At 48.7% G+C, this 24,847-nt stretch carries 21 protein-coding genes and 1 tRNA gene; 13 read left to right on the top strand and 9 right to left on the bottom strand.

Features of this window, described 5'->3' with window-relative positions; translation table 11 throughout:
• The first annotated feature begins 47 nt into the window (after positions 1-47).
• The 3 genes from BMY16_RS06675 to BMY16_RS06665 all read left to right on the top strand — a co-directional run bounded on the left by BMY16_RS06675 (position 48) and on the right by BMY16_RS06665 (position 2,624).
• Positions 48-872, top strand: coding sequence for a glycerol acyltransferase (locus tag BMY16_RS06675; RefSeq protein WP_091841117.1), 825 nt, complete (start codon positions 48-50; stop codon positions 870-872).
• Between the two features lie 15 nt (positions 873-887).
• Positions 888-1,880, top strand: coding sequence for a GNAT family N-acetyltransferase (locus BMY16_RS06670; RefSeq protein ID WP_091841116.1), 993 nt, complete (start codon positions 888-890; stop codon positions 1,878-1,880).
• A 108-nt stretch (positions 1,881-1,988) separates the two neighbouring features.
• Complete coding sequence (locus BMY16_RS06665; RefSeq protein ID WP_091841114.1) at positions 1,989-2,624, top strand: hypothetical protein; 636 nt, start codon at positions 1,989-1,991, stop codon at positions 2,622-2,624.
• 51 nt (positions 2,625-2,675) lie between these two features.
• On the opposite strand, the gene BMY16_RS06660 is transcribed toward BMY16_RS06665, so the two are convergent.
• The 3 genes from BMY16_RS06660 to BMY16_RS15460 all read right to left on the bottom strand — a co-directional run bounded on the left by BMY16_RS06660 (position 2,676) and on the right by BMY16_RS15460 (position 4,728).
• Positions 2,676-3,722: a Fic family protein gene (locus BMY16_RS06660; RefSeq protein ID WP_091841112.1), complete on the bottom strand. Its 1,047-nt coding sequence runs from the start codon at positions 3,720-3,722 to the stop codon at positions 2,676-2,678.
• Between the two features lie 743 nt (positions 3,723-4,465).
• The gene (locus BMY16_RS15920) at positions 4,466-4,591 is read right to left on the bottom strand and encodes a hypothetical protein (RefSeq protein ID WP_262987322.1); all 126 of its coding nucleotides are present in this window, start codon (positions 4,589-4,591) and stop codon (positions 4,466-4,468) included.
• Positions 4,588-4,728, bottom strand: a complete 141-nt coding sequence (locus tag BMY16_RS15460; RefSeq protein ID WP_170836031.1) for a hypothetical protein — start codon at positions 4,726-4,728, stop codon at positions 4,588-4,590. The genes BMY16_RS15920 and BMY16_RS15460 overlap by 4 nt, the downstream gene beginning before the upstream one ends.
• Before the next feature lie 329 nt (positions 4,729-5,057).
• Here BMY16_RS15460 and BMY16_RS06650 point away from each other — a divergent pair, with 329 nt between their 5' ends.
• The gene (locus BMY16_RS06650; RefSeq protein WP_244512960.1) at positions 5,058-5,915 is read left to right on the top strand and encodes a VapE domain-containing protein; all 858 of its coding nucleotides are present in this window, start codon (positions 5,058-5,060) and stop codon (positions 5,913-5,915) included.
• An 884-nt stretch (positions 5,916-6,799) separates the two neighbouring features.
• On the opposite strand, the gene BMY16_RS06640 is transcribed toward BMY16_RS06650, so the two are convergent.
• Positions 6,800-7,384, bottom strand: coding sequence for a hypothetical protein (locus tag BMY16_RS06640; RefSeq protein ID WP_091841106.1), 585 nt, complete (start codon positions 7,382-7,384; stop codon positions 6,800-6,802).
• A 185-nt stretch (positions 7,385-7,569) separates the two neighbouring features.
• Here BMY16_RS06640 and BMY16_RS06635 point away from each other — a divergent pair, with 185 nt between their 5' ends.
• The 4 genes from BMY16_RS06635 to BMY16_RS06620 are packed head-to-tail and all read left to right on the top strand — an operon-like array spanning position 7,570 to position 10,808.
• Positions 7,570-8,370, top strand: coding sequence for a DUF4377 domain-containing protein (locus BMY16_RS06635; RefSeq protein WP_091841104.1), 801 nt, complete (start codon positions 7,570-7,572; stop codon positions 8,368-8,370).
• A 3-nt stretch (positions 8,371-8,373) separates the two neighbouring features.
• Positions 8,374-8,988, top strand: coding sequence for a hypothetical protein (locus BMY16_RS06630; protein WP_091841103.1), 615 nt, complete (start codon positions 8,374-8,376; stop codon positions 8,986-8,988).
• 9 nt (positions 8,989-8,997) lie between these two features.
• On the top strand, positions 8,998-9,543 hold the full coding sequence (locus BMY16_RS06625; protein WP_091841101.1) for an RNA polymerase sigma factor: 546 nt from the start codon (positions 8,998-9,000) through the stop codon (positions 9,541-9,543).
• Positions 9,540-10,808, top strand: a complete 1,269-nt coding sequence (locus BMY16_RS06620; RefSeq protein ID WP_091841099.1) for an outer membrane beta-barrel protein — start codon at positions 9,540-9,542, stop codon at positions 10,806-10,808. Before BMY16_RS06625 ends, BMY16_RS06620 begins: the two co-directional genes overlap by 4 nt.
• Positions 10,809-10,819: 11 nt before the next feature.
• On the opposite strand, the gene BMY16_RS06615 is transcribed toward BMY16_RS06620, so the two are convergent.
• Both BMY16_RS06615 and BMY16_RS06610 read right to left on the bottom strand, forming a co-directional pair.
• A complete protein-coding gene (locus BMY16_RS06615; RefSeq protein WP_091841097.1) occupies positions 10,820-11,521 on the bottom strand; it encodes a response regulator transcription factor in 702 nt (233 codons plus the stop codon).
• Complete coding sequence (locus tag BMY16_RS06610; RefSeq protein ID WP_091841096.1) at positions 11,518-12,816, bottom strand: sensor histidine kinase; 1,299 nt, start codon at positions 12,814-12,816, stop codon at positions 11,518-11,520. The genes BMY16_RS06615 and BMY16_RS06610 overlap by 4 nt, the downstream gene beginning before the upstream one ends.
• A 144-nt stretch (positions 12,817-12,960) precedes the next feature.
• Here BMY16_RS06610 and BMY16_RS06605 point away from each other — a divergent pair, with 144 nt between their 5' ends.
• The 3 genes from BMY16_RS06605 to BMY16_RS06595 all read left to right on the top strand — a co-directional run bounded on the left by BMY16_RS06605 (position 12,961) and on the right by BMY16_RS06595 (position 15,592).
• Complete coding sequence (locus BMY16_RS06605) at positions 12,961-13,449, top strand: DUF3836 domain-containing protein (protein WP_091841094.1); 489 nt, start codon at positions 12,961-12,963, stop codon at positions 13,447-13,449.
• 119 nt (positions 13,450-13,568) lie between these two features.
• A complete protein-coding gene (locus BMY16_RS06600; RefSeq protein ID WP_091841092.1) occupies positions 13,569-14,414 on the top strand; it encodes a DUF3737 family protein in 846 nt (281 codons plus the stop codon).
• Positions 14,411-15,592, top strand: coding sequence for a MalY/PatB family protein (locus BMY16_RS06595; protein WP_091841090.1), 1,182 nt, complete (start codon positions 14,411-14,413; stop codon positions 15,590-15,592). Before BMY16_RS06600 ends, BMY16_RS06595 begins: the two co-directional genes overlap by 4 nt.
• Positions 15,593-15,697: 105 nt before the next feature.
• Here BMY16_RS06595 and BMY16_RS06590 read toward each other — a convergent pair whose 3' ends face one another.
• The gene (locus BMY16_RS06590; protein WP_091841088.1) at positions 15,698-17,731 is read right to left on the bottom strand and encodes a hypothetical protein; all 2,034 of its coding nucleotides are present in this window, start codon (positions 17,729-17,731) and stop codon (positions 15,698-15,700) included.
• A gap of 147 nt (positions 17,732-17,878) precedes the next feature.
• Between BMY16_RS06590 and BMY16_RS06585 the strand changes: the two genes are divergently transcribed.
• Both BMY16_RS06585 and BMY16_RS06580 read left to right on the top strand, forming a co-directional pair.
• Positions 17,879-20,686 carry a family 43 glycosylhydrolase gene (locus tag BMY16_RS06585; RefSeq protein WP_091841087.1) on the top strand — a complete coding sequence of 936 codons (2,808 nt, stop codon included), beginning with the start codon at positions 17,879-17,881 and terminating at the stop codon, positions 20,684-20,686.
• A gap of 70 nt (positions 20,687-20,756) precedes the next feature.
• Positions 20,757-20,828 (top strand) — tRNA-Arg (locus BMY16_RS06580).
• Between the two features lie 61 nt (positions 20,829-20,889).
• Here the strand turns inward: BMY16_RS06580 and BMY16_RS06575 are convergent.
• On the bottom strand, positions 20,890-21,489 hold the full coding sequence (locus BMY16_RS06575) for a hypothetical protein (RefSeq protein WP_091841085.1): 600 nt from the start codon (positions 21,487-21,489) through the stop codon (positions 20,890-20,892).
• Positions 21,490-21,707: 218 nt separating this feature from the next.
• A complete protein-coding gene (gene secDF, locus BMY16_RS06570) occupies positions 21,708-24,737 on the bottom strand; it encodes a protein translocase subunit SecDF (RefSeq protein WP_091841084.1) in 3,030 nt (1,009 codons plus the stop codon).
• Positions 24,738-24,847: the final 110 nt, after the last annotated feature.

The following is a 24,847-nucleotide window of genomic DNA, read 5'->3' as shown; positions in this document are numbered from 1 at the left end:
AAAGAAATGTGCTATTTTTGCACCACGTTAGTGTTTTTGAAGAGAAAATGGCAATTGTTACAGAGAAGACCATCGACATTGATCAGATCTTAAAAAGCAAGATGGGTAGTAAGGCAAAGTACATCCCCCGGCCTCTCGTGGGCTGGCTAAAGCGTATTGCCCATCAGGACGATGTGAACGCCTTTCTTTGGGAGAATCGCGACAAATCGGGTGTCGAGTGGCTGGAGGAATGTGTCAAGTACCTCGATATGACACTTGAGATAGAAGGGAAGGAGAATCTGCCTGATCCTCAGGACGGAAAGCTCTATACCTTCGTCAGCAACCATCCCCTTGGCGGAGAAGACGGTGTGGCTCTGGGAGCTATTATCGGGCGCCACTACGACGGGCGTTTCCGTTATTTGGTCAACGACTTGCTGATGAATCTGCCAGGATTGGCTCCAGTCTGTATTCCCATCAACAAGACAGGAGGCCAGAGCCGTAACTTCCCTGCGATGGTGAAGGCAGGTTTTGAGAGCGATAATCACATGCTGATGTTCCCTGCAGGACTCTGTTCTCGCAAGCAAAACGGTGTGATTTGTGACATCCCCTGGTCGAAGACCTTCATCTCGAAGAGTGTGGAATATCAGCGCGATGTGGTGCCCATCCACTTCAGTGGCCAGAACTCCAAATTCTTCTATCGCCTCGCCAACTTCAGCGACAAATGTCTGCCATTCAACCTTGCCATGCTTTTCCTGGTCGATGAGATGTACAAAAACGTTCACAAGACCTTCCAGATCAGTATTGGGAAACCCATCCCTTGGCAGACCTTCGACAAGAGTAAAACACCGATGGAATGGGCACAATTCGTGAAAGATCAAGTCTATAAACTATAATCATAGAAAGAGGAAATGGAACAGGAGATTATCCAGCCGATTGAAAAGGAAGTTCTCAAGAGCGAGCTTACCTCAGAGCGCCAGCTTCGTATGACCAACAAGAGTCATAACGAGATTTACGTGATTACGGCACACAATGCACCTAACGTGATGAAGGAGATTGGACGCCTTCGCGAGATTGCCTTCCGTGAAGCTGGTGGAGGTACGGGAAAGTCGATGGATATCGATGAATTCGATATTTGTGAGAACTGTTACAAGCAACTGATTGTCTGGAATCCTGAGGCCGAGGAGATCATCGGAGGCTATCGCTATCTGCTGGGACAGGACTGGGAGTACGATGAGAAGGGTCAGCCCATCCTGGCTACGAGCCACATGTTCCACTTCTCAGAGACCTTCATAAAAGACTATGCTCCCTGGACCATTGAACTCGGACGCTCCTTTGTCGCTCTGCCTTATCAGAGTTCGCGTATGGGTGCCAAGAGTCTCTTTGCCCTCGATAACCTCTGGGACGGATTGGGTGCACTGACTGTCATCAAGCCCAATGTGAAGTACTTCTTTGGCAAGATGACCATGTATCCCTCGTATATCCGTAAGGGTCGCGATATGATTCTTTACTTCCTGAAGACCTATTTTGATGACAAGGAAAAGCTGATTATCCCGATGAAACCGCTGAAATTGGATACTGATCCTTCTGAATTGGAGAAACTCTTCAGTGGCAAGAGCTTTAAGGAAGACTATAAGGTGTTGAATACTGAGATTCGCAAACTCGGATACAATATTCCCCCATTGGTGAATGCCTACATGAGCCTTTCGCCCACGATGAAACTCTTTGGTACAGCCATCAACTACGGCTTTGGCGATGTGGAGGAGACAGGTATCCTGATTGCCATCGATGAGATTCTTGAAGACAAGCGTGTGCGCCACATCGACTCGTTCATCAAGGAGCATCCTGAGGCCCTCAAGATCACCAGCGGAGCCAATAATGTCATCTACAAGGAACGCTCGTAAGGGAAAGACAACCGCTTTTTTGTTAATTAACCATAAATTGCATGCTTTTCATGCAACTAATTCCTTATTTCCTGTTTTAATGGTAGATGAACCAATTAAATTCAACAGATGAAACAAACAATTCTTGGCATTCTACTTCTGGCTAGCGTCAGTGCGCAAGCCCAGGAAAAGATGCCCAAACATGAGATTTCAGCCAGCTATGGCTATCCCACCATTGCTTTTGCCATGTTTGTAGACAGCGACCCATCCTGTCCGCATGCAGAACAAGCCTTCTATGAAAACGACCGTAATTTTGGTCCATTGTCGTTGGAGTACTTTTATCGCATCTCGCGCTGGATCAGTGTTGGTGGCGTGTTTACATTTATCAATAGGCAGAAGGACATCGTACAAGGCAAGGTGCAGATAGGCGATTTTACGGAGCGTTACTATGCCTTGATGCCATCCATTAAGTTCAATTGGGTGAGAAGCAAGCATTTCGGCCTTTATTCAAAACTTGTCGCTGGCCCTTGTCTTCATACAAAGACTGATAAAGTGGAGTCATCCACAATGATAATAAGTTGTGGTGCCGAACATTGTAGAACAACGGTTATCGACCATTGTGATGAATATACCGATCGAAAAGTAGGCCTTATCGGACAGGTCACGCCGTTAGGAATTGAGGCAGGTGATCGTCTGCGAGTCTTTGGCGAACTAGGTGTTGGCATTCAGGGCGTCTTCAACGCTGGCCTCAGATATCAGTTCTAAATATACTACAGAAAAAGGTGCCATCCGGATTATCGGGTGGCACCTATTATGTTATTTTGCCATTGAATACGTGCGGTTCTTGTTGGCGCCATGGGCTTCGAGGTAGCCAAACTCGGCGAGTTGGCGGAGATATCGCTTGGCGGTAGTGGCTGGAATGCCGAAATGCTGTACGATTGTCTCTGTTGTGAATTCTCCTTTATCGGCCACATAGTTCAGAATATCGACCAGTTTCTCGGCCAAAGAGGGCTTAATCGACCATTTATCGACCATTTCCTGCGCCAAAGCAGATTTATCGACCACTTCCGATGCTACAGACTTGACATATTGGTCGATATCGGCCTGCAGATGCTGACAATGATGACGGGCCATGCAGTCGAGGAAAACATTAATGTCTTCGCTCTCACGAGTATCAATCAGTGCCTGAATATATTCGGCTTTATCCTCTTTGAGCACTTTGGTTGGCAATACACCAAACTCCCATTGCAGTAAGTTCATCAACAACCTACATGTACGTCCATTACCATCAGCCCAGGGATGGATGGTCACCAATTCGAAGTGTGCCCAGAAACTGAGATCGTAAACGGCTGTAATGTCAGAAGGATCAATGGCTTTGCGTCGTTTATTAAGTTCCTCGCAAAAGGCTGCAAGACGAGCAGGAACTTTCTGGTATGACATGTACGATTTGCCACCAAAGCCGGCAGTAACGTTGAGCTTGCGGAGTTCACCTTTGGCAGCAGAGAAGTCTCCACCTATTGAATGGTACTCGCTACCCGTACGAGCCATTACTTTCGAGGCCAGTAGGATGAGCCAATCAACAGTGATAGGTTCGTGTTTTTTAATCCATTCGCGTCCATAGTCGTATGCAACCTTCAAGTCAAGATTCATTTGCTGCTCCAACATGGTGCGTTTGCTACTCGTAATTCCCTCATCGAAAAGCAATTGGGCCTCCACTTCTGTCACTGTACTGCCCTCAATGGCTGTGGAGTGGGTAATGATGGAATAGAGATAGAACTTATCAAAGTCTATCTGATTGGATATGCCCAACTCCTTGTGTTGTTGGAGTAACCGCAGCAATAGTTCCTTATTCTCTTTTGTCATAGCTTACTTGTATAACTGCCAAGCCTCATAAATCTTGCACGTTTCCGCTGCAAATATAAGAATTATTAGTGAATAAAAGAAGGAATTGGGAGAAAAACACATTTCAGATAGATAAAAACGTGAAACACAAAACAAATGCTCATCAATTAAACAATCGGGCTAAAATGTTAAATAATGCACAAGAAGCCAAAATAATCATGAAATAGTTTGGGCATCGTTTTCCCCTCAACGAGTGGATTAAATACTAACAAACAAAAGGTGTTACCCCGTAATAGTATAACACCTCTTTCTATCGTTTATCTGGAATTCTTTTCAATTATCATGTTTATTTTTGCGTCATGTTGCCATTATGTTCGTAGGTGTATTGAAAAGTTTAAGGAAAAGAACTAAAAATATCGTGCTGTACCATATATCGAATAGAATAGTCTATATCGACAAGGATTGGCCAAACTGCGAATATTATACCAATGATTTGAAGAAGGATCATCTTTATTGCCAGTGGCTTATCATTATTATTCAAAGCATGATGAATATTAATTGCCTGCAATATTGAGCAAATAAGAATATAAAACAGGAAAAGCCAAACAATAATCGAAGGGACTCCTACGAAAATGCAGACAATTATTGGGAGCCATAGGAAATAGAGCGGAACACATAATAGTAGCCAATAGTTGTATAAAAAACTCCATTGGTACATAGGAGGGGCCTCCAAATCACTTTTATCATTTGTACTCATGGGACTATCATTCTTTCTTATATAACTGCAAAGATACAACTCCAAGATCGAATACCTCCATCATGGGAATCCAAAAACCATGCTCCTTTGCCATCTGCTCTGCAGCACGCTGCTCTGCATCGAAGTGTGTCACATCTGTTTGGCCAATTCTACATTGCGCTTCATATATTGCGCAAAGTCGTTCGAGTTCATCGGCGATAGCTGCGATACGGCTATTTTCCGCATCTTGCGCTCCGTCACCTCCTTGTGAAACTGATTGAAGAATGTCATAGTCCATAACAATTAAATGATTATGGGGACAAAGATACGAATAAGTGAGCAAAAAACCAAATGTTATTTGAGTTTTTTCGCTGAAACACCCCACCATCCCACCAAAAACTCTCGGAAGGCCTTTGTTTACTGGGGTTTGAGCGTGGTGGGGTGTTCGCAAACACCCCACCAACACTACACCAACACTCCACCTAAGGCCTTTAATTTAATCTGAGGCTACAAAGTGCCAATTGCTAAGTTTTGTTAATATCAAGACTTTTCTGCCATATTTCTTTAGGAAATATTTGCAAATCGCGAAAAAATTTTGTATCTTTGCACATTTCGCCAAGTTGTTTGGGCGCTTGCCCGGCATCAGTTCTGAGGTGCTGAACTTCCTCACCATCTGGTTACGCTCTACTGTGGCCCACTGGCGACAGATGGACACGCTTCATGGAAATGAGTGCGTGCCTACGTTCATCGGAAGTCAGGGTTGTGGAAAGACCACTTTTGTGACCCGTTTGCTCCCTCCAGAGTTGCGCATGTACTTCCTGGACCATCTGAACCTCTCGAACAAGTTCGACAAGGAGATGGCCTTGACGAGCAACCTCATTGTGAACCTCGACGAACTCGAGGCTATCCGCCCCAGCCAGCATGCGGCTCTGAAGCAGACGCTCTCTAAGAGCAAGGTGAATGGGCGCCCCATCTATGGTTGTGCCCAGGAGGATCGACCTCGTTATGCCTCGTTTGTGGCAACCACCAACAATCCCCATCCATTGACGGATGCTACAGGCTCTCGTCGCTACATCTGCATCCAGATTCCAGACGGTATGTTGATAGACAATACGGGCGAGATTGATTATGAGCAGCTTTATGCCCAGGTGGTCTACGAGATTCGTGAACTGAAGGCCCCCTACTGGTTTAACCCCAACGAGGTGGCCCGTATTCAGGAGTTGAACCTCAACTACATGGAGCAGAAGGACATCGCTGAAGTCATTGAGGTCTGTATCCGCAAGCCCAGAGAGGGAGAGCAGGGAATCCGAATGAAGAGCGGGGATATCCTGAAGCTGATTCAGAAGGAGTACCCCTCCATCAAGAGCGACCATAGCACGAAGGTGCATCTGGGATTGGCCTTGAAGGAACTGGGATTTGAGTGTAAGAACCATAGTAACCAGTCGTATTACAAGGTTGTCCCTGTGAAAGTAGCCTAATTCTTTGGAATGAGAGTGGTGGGGTGTTGGTGTAGTGTTGGTGGGGTGTTTGCAAACACCCCACCATGCTCAACCCCCAGTAAACAAAGGCCTTCCGAGAGATTTGGGTGGGATGGTGGGGTGTTTCAGCAAAAAAAACGCTTTAATTATGCAAAATCGTGTTCGCATAATTATCCGAGTATTTATTCAAAACTTACGCCGAAATAGTTCCCGCCGTGGGAACTCCGACTTTACCCGTCATAAACTCCGACTTTACTCCGGGTAAAGTCCCCCTTTATGACGTCCAAACCCCAAGTGCATAAGTATGCATGTAGGGTCATCTTTAGGTTGTTCAGATAGTCTCTATGAGCTATTCGGATAGTCTCTTTCTCGTGTTCAGATAATCCCTTATAGGGTATAGAGATAGTCTGAATGAGTTGTTCAAGACGTCTGAACGAACCATAGATGACGTCCATCTATTCAATAAGCCAAAGGCGCATCAACTGATCTGCAATAAAATAAGTTCCTGCATCTACTGAGATAAGGCCGTACTCCAGCAATTTCTTGATAGAACTCTGAACACTACTGGCTGATCAAACGCCTCGCGCATAGCTTTCTGATTATAATATGTGTTACCATCAAAAACATGATAGACATGGTTTAAAATATTTAACTTGAATTATGCGTTTTGCATAATGTGATTTGCATAATTGGAAACAACTAATCAATTGTAATAAGGTGCCACCCGATAATTCGGATGGCACTTTTCACCATAAATAATCATGTGTCAATCATGGCTCTGCAATCTTCATATGGAATTACTACTATTAATTTATATGACTCATTTTCAGGTGTATCTATATTGTAGAAAAGATAGAAATCTTGCATGGATCTGAAAATTCATTCTATCCTTCACCTATATGTATATCCTTTCGTATCATTACAATTGGCTTTTTCTGCAACTTGGGGCTTAAACGCCAGTAATAGATAGGCCACTCAACACACAATGAAGTACGCTCAAGATAATGAAGAATCTTGTATCTTAGTTCGTATTCATCGCCCTGGTCACTTAACCCCACCTCACCTAATCTGGAAATATCACTCCCATGGGTTCTGCAGATAAGGAGTGTGTTGTTGGTGAAATTGATTTCTGGAATGGTCTTTGTTCCATGATAGGCTAGACGGAATTCCTCTATGCTATTTATAACAATACATGAGTCCTGCAAATAGTCTATAATATGACCATCTAAAACTTTGTAGCTAAAGAATGTGTAATGTCCAAGGCCTTTAACATCCCAATAAGGCAGACGTAGTTCTTCACTTAAGAACACAGATAAAGGAGATGAATTTACTGCTTCCCCGTGTCCGTTATAAACAACGCCTTCGTTTGCGCTATTCTTCATCTCAGGTTCATCATCATCGCTACTACAACTGGCCAGCAAAAGGATGGCAGAAAGAAAAATTCCGATAGTTTTAAATGCTCGTTTCATATACCTTTTTATTATTTGTTACTACTTAGATAACTGAGAACTTTAAAAACCTTGCATGGATTAGGAGTGAAATTAAGAATGATTAACAAATGGGCCAAGGGGAATCTTTTTCTTAATGAATCTTAAATCTTTGGATTTGCGTGCAAGGTTTTGTAATTTTGCAGTTATATCTATAGGAATAACAAATGAAACAGATTGAAATGAAACAGAAATTCTTGGTAATCATACTGATAATAGGGGCAGGTTTGTTTACGGCTTGCACGTTTGACGATTTTGAGGCGGAACCTGACAACTGGAAACCCCAAACGGAAATATGGACGGTAACCATCGAGCCAGAATTTGTAATAGGTAATTCGTGCTGGGGTAACTATCCAATTCAAGTCCCTCAGATGGAGGGCCATATTGAGAATAGCGATCATACCAAGAAAGGTGAAATACCAGTAAGGTTCTGCATTAATGAAATTAGTGGCTTTTTCTTTAAGGAGGGTTATCGTTATAGACTGAAAATAGAAGCTACTACCACTAATCCGATGATTATGGATGGTCCTGCATATACCTTTAAGCTGAAAGAGGTGTTAAGTACACAGCATGTAGGCATTAGGACAGAGGGACGTCGTGAAGTAACAATGGATTTGCAGAGGATCATGATGAAACCCATAGGTCCTGACCCTAATGGACTATTATTCTTCATTTGTGGAAATGCTATTGATGGTAGTGAAACGCTGAACTTTGGACTTTATGAGATATATGGTGCTAATGATGAGATGTTTCATAAATATGATCTGGCTTCTGAAGGTTATAATTTCTACAATTGTCGTTGGCGTTTGAGCATCACTCCTGCTGAGTGTCCCATTCAAGGAAAGCACCAATATCGAGTCAGGAAGGAAGAGATGATTAGCCAAAGAGTAATCCCAGAGGACAGTTGTCTTGTTTTTGCTCCAAAAGAAGAGTTTGAAGCAGTTGAATCAGAGTTATATTTATATTGAGATATGAAGAAGTTTACAGTTTTTATAATAGGTGGTATAGCCTTGTTGATGGCATGTACAGCAGATCCTGCTTTGGATTCAGTTGCATCCATATACGAGGACAAAGAAAGACTCAATTCAGATATCGACATTAGGTCAAGTGGCACTTTCGATATGGCGTGGATAGTGGACAAGCAGGTTGTGGATACTGCTACGTTTTCCACTGAATGGGATTCAGAGTATAGGATCATTAGCCATTTTCCCGTTGAGTATCTGTATAGGAAATTGGTTGGCAAAAACGCATCCATCATTTATAATAAGCAATCTTATTGGCCAATTAAGATGTCTTTTGTAGGTATATCAACAGGGAATGCTTATTATGCAAATAGTCCAAGTCAGCCTAGCACAACATTTAAAATGAATGGGGTAGAATGGTTTTTTATTCCTGAAATCAGAACTTCTATGCTAGAAGCCAATTCATCATCGTTGATGTATGATTATAATAAAGATGTGTGGTCTGGAGCAGTTAACATGGATAGTTGTATTTTTGTGAATCGTGAGAATCTGGAGATAAAAAGATATGGTTTCAATCCACCTTTGACTCTATCATTCCAGACGACGGGCAGGAAGAAAAAATAAAGAGGGACTGTGGAGACAGAACGGCAACTGCTCGACGCGATTCTTGGCGGTGATGGCAAGGCGATGCGACGCCTGTATGACCGCTTTTCAGGCTATACCATGGCCATAGCGCTGAGGTATGTTCCTGATCGTGACGATGCGAGGGACGTGCTGCAAGACAGTTTCGTGAAAATCCTGACCTCCATCCAGACGTTCGACTATCGTGGCGAGGGCTCGCTGAAAAACTGGGTGGCCAGGATCGTTGCCAATCGCGCCATCGACTGGATAAAAGAACATGAACGGGTGACAATGATATCCCAGATACCAGAGGAGACTACTGACGAAGGGGTGCCGGATGTAGACGAAGTACCGCCTGACATACTCGACCAAATGATAGGAAGGCTTCCTGCAGGATGCAGAATGGTGCTCAACCTTTACGTCTTCGGACAACTCTCGCACAAAGACATCGCCCAGCGACTAGGCATCAAGGAACACTCCTCAGCCTCTCAGTTCTTCCACGCGAAGAAGCTTTTAAAGGAAATGATTAGTGACTATTTAAACTCACAAAAGAGATGAAACAAGAAGATTGGACAAAACAGCTACGCGACAAGCTGGCAGACCACGAGGTGCCTGCTCCAGCCGATTTGTGGGCTGACATCGAGGCCCGTCTGCAGCAGGAGGGAATCATGCAGTCTTCTGAAAAGGAGGCTCCGAAGCGCCCAGCCCGTCTCATCCCGTTGTGGGGCAAGCGCATCGCTGTGGCAGCAGCCTTCATAGGGGTTATCACCTGCAATGGCTATCTGATGTGGCAGCTGGGGCGCGACGAGATGGCCAAAAGAGAGGCTGCTCAAGCCTTGGAGGCTCCTGCGACTCCGATGAAATCGGAAGAACCGAAGTCCGATTCACCAGAGATTCCTTCTGAAGGAGATGCCATCATCCCCCCAATACAGCACTTTAAGCAGACCGCTCTCTTCTCGCAGGACATCACGTCTGAGACAGAAGAGGCACAGGCGATGGCCCCTGAAGCGGTTACAGCAGAACAGCCCTCAAAGGAAGAAAAGCCCATTCCATCGGAGAAACCTGTTCAAAAGAAGCAAGAAACGCTGACGAATGAACAGGAGCAGCTTAGAGTGCTCGATGCCAAGATTGCTGAGGCCACCAAGAAGCGCCAGCGAGGCCACGTGAGCTTTGGCCTCTATGCCCAAGGCGGTTCTGGAAGTCAGATGAGTGCCAATGGCGTGCTGATGAGTCCGACGATGGCAGCAAACTATAATTATCGTGATCAGTTGCCTGCTCGTTCTCTGACTCGGGCTTCCAATGGGGAACTTATCTATCTGGTGGACTATGAGGAGCGTCAGAAGCACTATCAGCCAATCTCATTCGGACTGACTGCAAATATTCCCATTTCATCGCGTCTTTCCATCACTACGGGCTTGGTCTATACCCGCCTGCGCTCTGATTTTGTGAACATCATGGCAGGCACTCCGCTTTCGAAAGAGCAGACATTATATTATATAGGTGTCCCTGTGAATGCACAATATAAGGTGTGGAGCTATAAGGGCTTGAGTGTCTATGCCGCTGCAGGTGGACAAGTCGACTATAACGTCAAGGCCCACATGGAGCAAGAAGGTGTGGACTATCCTGTCTCTCATGACGGATGGCAATTCTCTGTCCAGGGATCGTTAGGCATAGAGTATGATGTGATTCCACAATTGGGTATCTATGTAGAACCAGGTGTGAAACGCTACTTCAACAATGGCAGCAGCGTCAGGAACTTCTTCAAGGATAAGCCCACGAGTCTGAACCTGCAGGTGGGTCTGCGTGTGAACTTGGGGAAATAGTCCGTTAGGGGTTAGGCGTTGACGATGAGTTGCAGGCCGATGCCACGCACAGTCTTCAGGGTGATTCTGGGCTCATCAGCCACGAGCTTACGGAGTTTATTGACGAAAACATCGAGCGAACGCGAGGCGAAATAGTCATCCTCCGTATTCCAGAAACGGCTGAGGATGGCCTCACGACGTACCACATTATTCTTATTCTCTGCCAACAGCTGCAGGATCTGGGCCTCACGCAGGGTGATGGTCTGTGACAGGTTGGTCTCGTCGTTGCGCAAGGTGGCGTGTTCTGCATCGAGGGTTAGCTTGCCCAGTTTATAGTGGTTGGTCTCCTTCTGGGTCTTGGCTCCTCCACGCATCTTCATCAGGGCCTGGATATGGGCATCGAGCTCTTCAGGGACGAAAGGCTTCTTTACGTAGTTGTTGATTCCCAGACGATAGCCGGCCTTGACATCGTTGGGTGAGGTGAGGGCTGAGGTGAAGATGATGATCACGTCGCCATCCGTCTCGCGGATGCGCTCCACCATCTCAAAGCCGTTCATTACGGGCATGTCAATGTCGGAGATGATGACGTCGGGGTGTGATTCCTCCCATGCCTTCAGACCTTCCTTGCCATTGGCGGCAGTGGTCACTTCGTAACCTCCGATGATATCTTCCAGTCCTGTCTTCTCGATATAGGCGAGCGATGCGTCGTCTTCAACAATCAGTAGTTTGATCATACGTTCTTAGGAATATAGAGGGTGAATTCTGAAAATTTGTCTATCTCACTCGAGACGGTCACCTTACCTCCATGGGCCTGCATCACCTGGTCTACATAGTTCAGTCCGAGGCCAAAGCCAGAGACGCCGCCTTTGCGGTTGTGTTCGTGGATGGCAGCCCTTCCGAACTTGTCGAAGATGATGTGTTGGTCGTCCTTGGAGATGCCAATGCCGTTGTCGCGCACCTTGACAACGTCGTATTTGTCTGTGGGATGCGAGGTGATCTTGATCTCGATGGCATCGGGCTTGGAGTATTTGATGGCGTTATCGATCAGATTGGAGATGGCCTCGGAGAGATATTGCTCATCAGCCATTACATGCTTTGCCAGCAGGTCGATGGTGAAGTGGATGGGCTTCTCCGTCTTGGCCTTGGCCTTCTCTACGAGATCATCGATGATGGGCACGAGGGCTACACGCTGCTTGTTAAGGATGAGCTTCTTGTTCTCGAGCTTCGAGATGGTGAGCAGCTTGTTGACGAGTGCCAGCAGATGGTTGGCTTCGTCTTCGATGATGGAGAAGTACTTTTCCTTTATCTCGGGTTTGTTGTCAACCTTACCGCTATGCAGGAAACGCGTTCCCATGATGATGCTCGATAGGGGCGACTTCATGTCGTGAACCATTGCATAACTGAAGTCGTTACGCAATTCTGCCATCTTCTGCTGTTCGTCGAGATAGCGCAACAGCCTGATGAGGATAGCGCCAAAGAGGATGAGGATGATGGCACTGGCAAAGAACAGCGGACTGAGTCTGCGTGCTAGTGTGGGGAAGGGGTTGTTAAGAGCCAGTTGTAGTCCCTTCGACTGGTCGCGACGAATGCTGAACACGCGGGTCTTCAGCGAGGTAGGCGTCAGGAGGTCATTACTGCTGCGGAGTATCTTCCCGTTATGGTCCACCTCCATGATGGTGAAGTTACGGTCGAGGTTCACCACGCTGAGTAGACTGTCGACAAACTGGGACAGTGTGTCGAGCGACACCTCGGAATGGTATTTATGGCTCAGCACATCGTTCATGCCCTCTACCGATGATACCAGCGAGAGGTTGCCACGTAACTCTGGCAGACTGAGCGTATCGCCCTGCGACAGGATCTCTGCGCGGTTGTAGCTCTCATAGAACATGGCCCAGGGCAGCTGGTTGCCTGCACGCTCCGAGATGTCGCGCACCTCGGCACGGTAGGTCATCCACATATAGAGACCCAATAGCAGCATCACCGCCACCATCGCCCCTACAGACACATATTTATACTTGTTTTTCTGCATAACCGAGGGCAAAAGTAACACAAAAAAATGATTCGGCCAAAAGATTTAACCTAAAGATAACATTTAAATAACCTTAAATGCATGTAGTTTTTCATACCTTTGCAACGTCTAACAGGCAAAGTTTAATTTTTAAAGCAAAGAGTTATGGAATCAATTATCACAGCAGCAACAGTACTGACAATGTACTTCAACGCCATCAACAGCAACGATGCAAACTACATGTACAACGGTGACATGGAGGACGGAGTGGTTAACAAGATTGAGGTGTATGCCCAGAATGCTGATCAGCAGATGACCCAGAAGATGGAATACCGCTATGAGTACGACGAGCAGGGCCGTCTCTCCAACAAGGAGATGCTGAGCTGGGATGAGGCCAAGAAGATGTGGAAGAAGAGCACCCGCCTCTCTTACAAATATTACAAGAATGGTTATAATGTGGAGGTTAGCCAGTGGAATGACGAGAAGCAGGCTTACGATCTGCCCTCAGAGGTGACCCTCTATCGTCAGGTAGCTCCCACTTTGACTTCTGTTAAGACGTATAAGATGAATGAGACCCAGGATAATATGTATCTGTCCAGTCGTATGATGGTGATGGAATCGCTCGACAGTCATCTGCTGGCCACCAATAATTGAAAAATCTCTCTCTACAAAATATAAAAACCCTTAAATCGGTTAAAGAATCCGTGATCTTGGTAGAAAGATTACGGATTTTTATTTGTAACTTTGCAACCGAAACAATACAATACAAAACAATGGAATTAATTAAGGACAAGAAATTCGGAGGTGAGCGCCCTTTATTCGCTTGCCATGACCTGCGACTGGAGAATGTAACGATCACCGATGGCGAGTCGGGTATCAAGCAATGTCAGAATATGGAGGCTTACGACTGTAAGTTCTATGGCAAATATCCCTGGTGGCACGTGGACAAGTCGTATATTGAGAATTGCTATTTCGCCCTTGGCTCCCGTTCTGCTATCTGGTATTCCAACGACATGGTGATGAAGAACTCACGCATCGACGGGCCGAAGTTCTTCCGGGAGATGAACAACCTCGAACTCGAGAATGTGGAGATCACTGATGCCGATGAGACCTTTTGGAAAGTGAATGGTATCAAGCTCAAGAACGTGAAGCTGCATGGCGGCACCTATCCGTTTATGTTCTCGGAGAATATCTACGTCGATGGCTTGGAGAGCGACTCGAAGTATGTGTTCCAATACTGCAAGAACGTAGAGATCCATCACGCCAATATCCTGACCAAGGACTCTTTCTGGGAGTGTGAGAATGTAACGGTCTACGACTCTGTGCTCGATGGTGAGTATCTGGCGTGGCATTCGAAGAACGTGCGCCTTGTGAATTGTCACTTGGCTGGAGAGCAGTTGCTTTGCTACACACAGAACCTCGTGTTGGAGAACTGTACCATCGATCCGATGTGTGACCGTATGTTTGAGTATTCCACCGTTGAGGCAGATATCAAGGGGCATATCGAGAACATCAAGAATCCCACCTCAGGACATATTATCGCCGATTCCATCGGTAGTATCACTATCGATGAGAATGTGCGCCAACCAAACAATTGCGTGATAGAGGTTAGAAAATGAAGTACAACTTTGACGAATTGATCGAGCGCAGAGGTACTAACTGCGTGAAATGGGATGAAAGGCCACGGGTAGGCGAGCAAAGCTCGGGAATAAGTCCGTCGCCTGAGGTCATTCCCCTTTGGGTGGCCGATATGGACTTCCGTGTGGCTCCTGCCATCCAGAAGGCCCTGCAGCAACGCGTGGAGCATGGCGTATTTGGCTACAATATCGTGCCAGAGAGCTACTACGAGGCTGTGATCTCCTGGTTCCATCGTCGTCATCAGTGGGATATCCAGCGTTCGTGGATCCTCTACACCACGGCTGTGGTGCCTGCCATGTCGTGTGTCATCAAGGCGCTCACCATGCCTGGGGAAAAGGTGCTTATCCTCTCGCCGGCCTATAACTGCTTCTTCTCCAGTATCAAGAACAATGGCTGTGAGGTGTTGGGGTCGCCCTTGAAGGCCGTAGACGATACTTTCGAGGTGGACTTCGATGATTTCGAAACCAAATGTGCCGATGAGAAGACCACACTCTTCCTGCTTTGTAATCCTCATAACCCCTCAGGGCGCGTATGGACCAAGGAGGAGCTGCAGCGGATGTATGACATCTGCAAACGGCATGGGGTGAAGGTTGCAAGCGACGAGATCCACTGCGAACTTATCATGCCTGGCCATGAGTTTGTGCCCTTTGGAACGATTACCGACGATGGCGTGGTGATGAACTCACCCTCGAAGAACTTCAATACCGCTGGTCTTCAGATTGCCAACATCATCTGTTCGCATCCCTCGTGGCGTCGTAGAATCGATCGTGCCATCAATATTAATGAGGTGTGCGACGTGAATCCCTTCGGTATTGTGGCCCTTCAGGCTGCCTATAACGAGAGTGAAGATTGGATCGATGAACTCAACCAGTATCTCTGGGGCAATTATCAGCTTTTGTGCGATTTCATCGGAGAAAACATCCCCCAATGGAAGGTGTGCCGTCTCGAAGGAACCTATCTTCCCTGGGTGGATATCTCTGCGATGGGCATCACCTCGCAGGAGCTCTGCGATCAGTTACTTGCAGAGGCTAAGGTGTGGATTAATCCAGGCACGATGTATGGCCCCCAGACGGGTGAGGGATATGTGCGCTTCAACATTGCCATCCAGCGCAGTCGGCTCTTAGATGCCCTCCAGAGAATCAAGAAGTATTTAGGCTAAAAGTAAAACAACTTGTTTTACCCAGAAAGAGATAGTTCCTTAGCGTGTAAAAGACTATCTTAACGAAGGTAAAACAAGTTGTTTTACTTTAAGGGAGGTCATCCCTTAGTTGATCAGGAATATTTTGGTCAGTCCGTTGTAGGTGGCTTTGATGGTAGCGCGGCCCTCGACAATGGGACTAATCTCAAATTTCACCGATGGATCGGAGGCTGTAGCAGTGAGCTTGGAGTCTTTACAGAGCTTACCATACACCTGATAGCGCGTCTGATCGGTATAGCCGTTCAGATTGGTGAAACGGATCGGCGTGGCAGGGATGATCAGCGTCTGACCGTCGGCCTCTATCGTTACCTGAGGTACAACGGGGGCCTCAAAGGCTGCTTCGCCCTTCGAGAATCCAATGCCGTGAAGGTCGAAGAGACCCTGGGGGCGCTGGGGCCTGCGGGGACCCCATTGTGGGCGCTGAGGCGCCTGGATGTCTGCTCCTTCTGCCACGAGGTAGATGGCGTGTTTGCCCTGAAGCCCCTCAACGGCTGGTACAGGCTGCTGATACATCATGGCAGTCTTGGGCGCATCGGAAGGAATCTCAAATACTGCGATTTCATCGCCCTTCCAGGGATCGTCCAACTTGACGTGGATCTTAAAGGCACCATGTCCGCCTGCTGTCAGGTTCAGGTTTAATACAGCGCCATCGCCCTTCTGGATGCCAGTAAAAGCCTTGAGACCTTTCGTGGCCTGAGCCAGACCGCCAAAGCCAAAGTACTTAAAGCCCACGATACCACCATTGGTGATTCCGGCGAGATCCATCGAGTTGTTCCAGATGTCATGGTTGTCCTGCATCCACTCGTTGCTGTTGGTGCCACCTGTCCAGAAACAAGCATAACCAGCAGAGTAATACTGATAAGGAGGCAGACCAAAAATCTGGAAGCCCTCGGAGGTAACCTCGGCACCAGTATATTCGTTGCCGTCGGCAGCCTTGGCCGTCCATTCATTGTCTTTGGCATAGGGGTCATAACCCGTAATCTTCACCATGCCGCCCTTGGCCACAGGCTTCTTGTCCCAGGTAATCTTTACCGGAGCCACCATGGCCTGACGGGCAAAGCCGAAGCCACGTGGGGGACGGTGGTAGAACACATACCACTGACCATTGATCTCCTGAATCGAGCCATGGGTGTTGTGGCCTGCATTGGTGGTGATGAGCTTTGAGCCGTCCTCGCCAGGAACCACACCACGAGAGTCAACCAGTACACCACCTGAGCGCCAGGGACCCAGTGGAGAGTCGCCAAAGGCATAGCGCAGGGCAGAGTTAGTGTTGTTCAGTCCGTATTCCTTACCGCTGTAGCCGGAGAATACCATCACATACTTATTGCCTACCTGACGGATGCTTGAGGCCTCAAAGAAGTTGAAGTCGAGCGGGTTCTGCCCTTGATAGAGGGCCTTGTACTCTGAGCCCTCCTTGTCGAGCAGACGGCCGTCGGCGCTGCTGGCAGGGATAAACGGGTCGATGAGTTCTGTGCCCTCGCGCTTCGAGTACATCGTGTTCTGGTCGAGCTCGCAAGCCGTAGAGTGCTGGAAACCGTAGAACACATAGGCACGGAAACCTTTATCGAAGTCCTTGTCCTTCTTATTGGTGATTGTCTCGATGAATACGGAGGGGTCGAAATCAATCAGTGAGCCCTCTACACACTGGCGCCCGTCTTCTGTGAGGTTGATGGGAGTGAAAGGCCCATTGGGGCGATCGCCCTTACAAACCATCGGCACGCGCCGCCAACCACGGGAGTGGGGATAGAGGTAATAGGTCTTCTTACCTGTGGCCTTGTCTTTAACCTCCACCAGATCGGGGGCAAACATCGTGTCCCACTGACCATCGACGTAATGCGTGAAGATAGGACCTTCATCGCGCCACTGGCTCAGATCCTCAACGGGAGCCGACCACATGCGGATGTCGCTACCACAGTAGGCCGAGTAATTGGTGTCGTGCGAGCCGATGATATAGGCTCTGAACTTGCCAGGCTGGTCGGGATCCTCGAATACACGTGGTTCGCCATCGGGCAGATGTTCCCACAAGGGGAGATAGGGGTTCTGCGCCTGAGCCGAAAGGGCAGCCAGCAGCAGAAGGGGGAGAATGAATAGTCGTTTCATATAAGTGATTGGTTTTAAGAATGAAATTTGTGCAAAGTTAGCAAATAAATCAGATTCGGAAATGGTTTTTACGGAAAATAATGTATCTTTGCAACATCAATAAAACAAAATGATACGATTACTTGAACACTTAAGACTATTTCTACGATGAAAAGACTGTTTTTTCTGTTGAATGCCTTCCTTGCGTTCATGGCCATTCCATCGGAGGCGGCTGACTATAACATCATGAACTATGGTGCCAAGAGCGATACCACCAAGCATAGCACTGCTGCACTCCAACAAGCCATCGACGACTGCTCGAAGGCCGGTGGCGGACGTGTGGTGGTGCCTGCTGGTATATATAAAATAGGTACGGTGATCCTGAAGAGTGATGTGCATCTCTATCTGGAGCAGGGGGCCACGCTCTACGGCAGTACTGACTTGAAGGATTATCTGCCGATGAAATCGGACTATGTGTCGCTGCGCACCCATACCACCACTATCCAACTCCTCTATGCCGATAAGGTCAAGAATGTGGTGATCTCTGGTCATGGCACTATCGATGGACGGGGCAGGGCGTTTCAGAAACTCTCGTGGAACGATGAGGGCATCACCCGTCCCCACCTGCTGCGGTTCATCCAGAGCGAGGACATCACGGTGAAGGATATCACGCTGAAAAACAGTGGCTGTTGGATGCAGCACTATCTGGCCTGCAACCGCCTGCGCATCGATGGAATCAAGGTTTTTAACCGCAATAACTATAATAATGATGCCCTTGATATCGATGGCTGCCACGATGTGATTGTGAAAGGGATCATGGCCGATAGCGATGATGACGGCATCACCCTGAAGTCCACTTCGCCCCGTTTGTGTGAGAATGTGCGTATCTCCGATTGTGTGGTGTCGAGCCATTGCAATGCTGTCAAACTGGGAACAGAGACCAATGGTGGCTTCCGCAACATCAACATCTCGGGCATTGTGGTGAAGCCCAGCAGTGATCAGAAAGAGAAGTTCTTCGGTCAGTGGATAGGTTCTTCGGCCATCTCGCTGGAGATCGTCGATGGTGGTGTATTGGAAAATGTCAATGTCTCTGATGTCACCGTTGAGGGCACCGAGTCGCCCATCTTCATCCGCTTGGGTAATCGTGGACGGGGTTATCTCTCTGGCGGGGCTAATATGGAGACGATCGTTCCCATCGACCATGTGGGGCGTATCGATGGTGTGCATCTTGACAATATCCAGATTCGGAATGCGGGCACCATGGGATGCAGCATTACGGGCCTGCCCGACTATCCTGTGCGCCATGTGTCGCTATCCAACATCTCCCTCCACCATAAGGGGGGTATAAAGGCCGCGCAATTGGCAGAAATCTACGATTCCATCGCCAATGAGAAGGAGAAAGCCTATCCTGAAGCCACGATGTGGGGCAACCTGCCCGCCAAGGGATTCTTTGTGCGCCATGCCCGCAACGTGAGCTTTGAGAATGTGCGCATCCTGACGGATGAGCCCGATGCCCGTCCCGACTTTGTGGAGATAGATACGGAAGGCTGGGGCGATCAGGGCGACGGCACCTACCGTAATCCTGTGCTGAATGCCGATTTCTCCGACCCCGATGTCATCCGTGTGGGCGCGAAATATTATATGGTGGCATCCGACTTCCATTTCCTCGGCATGCAGGTATTGGAGAGCGATGACATGGTGAACTGGCAATATATCAGCCAGATCTATTCACGCTTCGATGAGCCTGGATGGGACGGCAATCAGCATTATGCAGGAGGATCGTGGGCACCAGCCATACGTTATCACGACGGACTTTACTACGTCTACTTCTGCACCCCCGAAGAGGGTCTCTATATGTCTACTGCCAAAGATCCCCACGGCCCTTGGTCGCCTCTCCATCTCGTGCGTCGTGTGGAGAAATGGGAAGACCCCTGTCCTTTCTGGGATGAAGATGGACAAGCCTATCTGGGGCGCAGCCGTCATGGGGCAGGCCCTATCATCGTACATAAGATGTCTACTGATGGCAAGACGCTGCTCGATGAGGGTACCACGGTCTACGAAGGGCCTGTGGCTGAGGGTACGAAGTTCCTGAAGCGTCATGGCTGGTATTACCTGATTATCCCAGAGGGAGGTGTAGGTCAGGGATGGCAGACGGTACTCCGTTCGCGCAACATCTATGGTCCTTATCAGCGCCGTGTGGTGCTGGAGCAGGGCTCCACGAAGGTCAACGGTCCCCATCAGGGAGCTTTGGTTGATGCACCTGACGGCAGTTGGTGGTTCTATCATTTTCAGGAAACGCCCGTTCTGGGTCGTGTGGTCCATCTCCAGCCTGCCCGCTGGCAGGACGACTGGCCGCTGATGGGTGTCGACTACGATGGCAATGGAGTCGGCGAGCCTGTGGCAGCATGGACAAAGCCCATTCCATCGCCCTCTGCTCCTCTGCTTCAGACCGATGACGACTTCTCTGGCCCCCTCGGCCTGCAGTGGCAGTGGAACCACAATCCCGTCGCCTCCCATTGGAATCTGAACAAAGGCTGTCTTACGCTCAAGGCCATGCCTGCCGACAGTCTGAAGACCTGTCGAAATATGCTCACGCAGAAGATCGTGGGTTGGCAGAGTGAGAGTACGACGCTGGTCACCTCTTCCTCTGGCGACAACTTCGCTGGCCTCTTCTGTTCTGGCAAGCTGTTTCGTGCTGTCGGTCTGTGCAAGGATGGCATCTGCGTGGAGGCTGGCGGACAACGGCAACTGGTCAGGAAAGGACGGTTCACGAAAGTGTGGCTTCGCGTCACGAACGACTCGCAGCAAAACCGCCACCAGTTCTTCTACAGCCTCGATGGCGAGCACTTCATCTCAGCTGGTGAGGCCTTCCCCATGCGTGCTGGCTATTGGAAGGGCATCCGCACGGGATTGTTCTGTTACGGCATCAGCGGAGAGGCCCGATTTGACTATTTTCAGCAAAAAGTCGCCCATTAGTTTGGTAGTCCGCCAAAAATGCTGTATCTTTGCAGCCACAAATTTGTTTCCCTTTTGCAGGATACTGTGCGCCCTGATAGTTAAATGGATATAACAAGGCTCTCCTAAAGCTTAGTTCCGAGTTCGATTCTCGGTCGGGGTACTAGTCGAAAAATCCCCAGCCGGTGATGGCTGGGGAAATCTTTATCTGTGTAATGGGGGAATTAAATCATATCCGGCTTGGCAATGTAGTCCCACATGGCATTGCGTACGTCAATCATGTATTTCAGATTGCGGAAGTCGTCAATCATCCAGCGGCCATCTTCGTAAACAAGGTAGATACGGGCTGGTGTGTAGGTGTCGGACTCATAAACGGTAAACGTCACCGTTGCGCGCTTGACGTCGCTGAACAGGTCAAGCGACTCCACTTCAAACTCATCGAATGACAACAGGACGCCTGAGTAGCGAGTCATCGACCAATGGTTCATCTCGAAGAAGAGTGAGCCAGTCTGCTCTTCCTTGCAGCGCACAGCCATGAGCAGTTTGTTCCATGATTTGGAACAGAAGGCTTTATCAAATAACTCGTTCTCATAGGAACCTCCATGGAGCATATAATCGGATTTCACCAGTCGGTAGATGTCCTTTACTCTTTCGAGAACCATTCCCTTTTCGGCCTCTGTGCGCATTTCCATATTCATCACGCCTGTCAAGGCCAGATCTTCAGAGCTGTCTACAACCTGAGGTTCGGCCTGTGCTACCGTTTGGGCACGATTTCCGCAGCTGGTCATCATCAGGGCCAGCACCAGTGCCGCAAGGGCCATCATTTTTGTACTAAACTTAGTCAAGTCGAAAAAAACTTAAAATGGTTACTAACTAATTTTCGACTGCAAAGTTACGAAGAATTTCGATATGTCAGCACATTATTGCTGTTTTTTTCTGCTTTAGGTGTGTAAATTCTCTCAATTTACTCTTTTTTAAGAGAAAAAAGAAGGCTGCACCTTTCGAGTGCAGCCTTCCTATATATATTAATAAGGTGTAAGCCTTACTTCTCGGGAGTCTCGTCTTCCTTGATGGTGCGACCCATGGTCAGGTAGGCCGTGGGGGCGGCGATGAGGAGTGAACTGAGGGTACCGAAGATAACACCCAGGATCATGGCGAATGAGAACGAGCGGATGCTATCACCACCGAGGATGAAGATAGCCAGCAGCACGATCAAGGTCGTCACAGAGGTGTTGATGGTACGGGCCAGAGTCTGGTTCAGCGAGTCGTTGAACAACTGCTGGCGGTCACGCTTGCCATAGAGGCCGATGTTCTCACGGATACGGTCGAACACCACCACCTTATCGTTGATAGAGTAACCAATCACGGTCAGGATGGCACCGATGAATACCTGGTCGATCTCCAGCGACATGGGCAGGATACCCCAGAGGGCAGAGTAGAGGCCGAGCACAACCAGTGCATCGAGGGCCAGGGCAACGATGGCGCCTACAGAGAAGGCGAGGTTGCGGAAGCGCAGCAGGATGTAGAGGAAGATGGCCACCAGGGCAATGAGTACGCTGATGATAGCGCCATAGGTGATATCCTTAGCCACTGAAGGACCTACTTTCTGAGAAGAGATGATTGAACCACCCTCACGAACGTCGGGGTTCTTGAAGTGCTCAACGTTCTCCTGGCTGACGAGGCCGGCCTTCTTCAGGGTGTTGAAGAGGATGGTCTCTGCCTGGTCGTCGACCTCAGGATTGTTTGACTCGATATCCCAGTTGGTAGAGATACGTACGGTCTTACCATCGGTACCCAGGGCGATGACAGAGGTGTTGGCCTCCTGATTGGCCTTCTCACCCATGGTGTTAACGAAAGCACCAGCCATAGCCTGACGAACGGTCTCAACGGGAGTCTCCTTGTCGAGGGTCACCACGTAGTTACGACCACCGGTGAAGTCGATGCTCTGGCTCAGGCCGCGAACGGCGAATGAGATGCAGAACAGGATGGCGAACACACCGTAGACGATGAACGACTTCTTATAGGTACCCATGAAGTTGTAGTGGGCATTCTGCATCAGGTTCTTAGAGTAGCCAGTCACGAAGGTGAGGTTGGTCCACTTGTCCTTCTTCAGCATGTAGTCGTAGACGATACGAGTGAGATATACGGCTGTGAAGAATGAGCAGACGATACCGATGATCCATGTGGTGGCGAAGCCCTTGACAGGACCTGTACCGAAGTAGAGCAGGATGATACCAGTGATCAGAGAGGTGAAGTTAGAGTCGAAGATAGCACTGAAGGCGTTAGCATAACCCTTGTTGAGGGCTTCCTTCACGCCAAGACCTTTCTTCAGTTCTTCCTTGATACGCTCGTAGATCAGCACGTTGGCATCCACAGCAGTACCGAGGGTCAGCACGATACCGGCGATACCGGGCATCGTCAGGGCTGCCTGGAATGAGGTGAGGATACCGAGTGTGAAGAACAGGTTGAAGAGCAGGGCGATATCGGAGAGGATACCGGGGATGAAACCGTAAAGCATGATCATGTAGATCATCAGCAGCACGAAGGCCACGATGAATGACATGATACCCTGCTGGATGGACTGGGCACCGAGTGAGGGACCAACCACCTCTTCCTGTACGATACGAGTCGGGGCGGGCATCTTACCAGAGTTCAGCGTGTTAGCCAGGTCCTTGGTGTCCTCGATGGTGAAGTTACCAGTGATCTGAGAGTTACCGCCGTCGATCTGAGTGAGGATGCGGGGAGCAGTATAGACGGCGTCGTCGAGCACGATGGCTACGGCCTTACCGATATTCTGCTTGGTGATCTGGCTCCAGCGGCGGGCACCGTCAGAGTTCATCTGCATAGATACGCAGGGACGGCCAGAGTTGGGCTCAAAGTCATCCTTAGAGCTGGTGATAACATCACCCTCCAGCGGAGCACGACCTGAAGGCTCGGTGATCTTCAGAGCATAGAGCTCGAAGATGTCACCCTTGGTGTCCTGACCTCCGAAGTCCTCGGGCTTGGCACCCCAGCGGAGCTTCAGCTCTGCAGGCAGAATCTGACGGGCAAGCTCAGAGTAGATGATCTTGTTGATCTCTGCAGTATCGCGGGCATTGGCATAACCAACAACGGCGAGGGTGTTACCCTGTGTGGGCTGGAAGATAGAGAACAGGGGGTTCTGCTTCTTGGCAGCCTCGATGGCCTTGCTGTCCTGAGCCTTGTCGTCTTTCTTGGCGAGCTTGGCAGCCAGGTCACCAGCAGCAGCCTTCACGGTGTCGGCAGCAGCCTCAGCGGTAGCCTCTACGGCTGTAGTGTCGGCTGTGGCCTCACCGCCCTGAGCGGCATAGCGCTGGTTCAACTGAGCCAGCAGCGGGGTGATCTCATTGCTGTTGTAGGTCTCCCAGAACTCAAGGTTGGCAGAACCCTGGAGGAGCTTACGAACGCGCTCGGGCTCCTTGATACCAGGCATCTCGACCATGATGCGGCCGCTCTGGCCTTCGAGCTTCTGGATGTTCGGCTGTACAACACCGAACTTGTCGATACGGTTACGGACTACGTTGAATGAGTTGTCAACGGCGCTCTGAACCTCAGCACGGATGGCAGCCTCCACTTCGGAGTCGCTTGACTGTGTGCTGACCTTGCCCTTCATCTGCTGGGTAGCAAAGATGGCGGCGAGGGGACGGCCGTTGCCTTCCTGTTTCCAATACTTCACGAACAGAGAAACGAAGTCTGCCTGACTGGTCTCTTCTTCCTTCTTGGCGAGCTCCATAGCCTTCTTGTAGGCTGCGTCGGTCTTGTGGTCGGCGAGCACGTCCACCACATCAGGCACTGACACCTCAAGAATCACGTTCATACCGCCTTTCAGGTCAAGACCCAGGCCAATCTCCATCTCACGGCACTGCTTCAGAGAATAGATGCCCATATACACCTTCTCGTTTTTGATTGAGTCGAGGTACTCCGCACCTGCCTCCTCACCCATAGCGGCAGCCTTACTCTCGTAGTGGCGTGTCACGAATGAGAAGGAAAGGTAGAAGCAGCACACGAGAATCAGAAGCACTGCGATAAACTTTACAATTCCTTTGTTTTGCATTTTGATTTTTAATGTTATTTATTTATATTTAATTCTGTTCGCGTACAATTTTAGCGTGCAAATATAGACATTTTTTTAGACAAGGAAAAATTTATAGGCGATTTTCGTCG

Origin of the sequence: Prevotella sp. ne3005 (assembly GCF_900110085.1) — a bacterium.
GTDB lineage: Bacteria > Bacteroidota > Bacteroidia > Bacteroidales > Bacteroidaceae > Prevotella.
The sequence above is the reverse complement of the archived record's forward strand: the minus strand, read 5'-3'. Positions and strand labels throughout refer to the sequence as shown.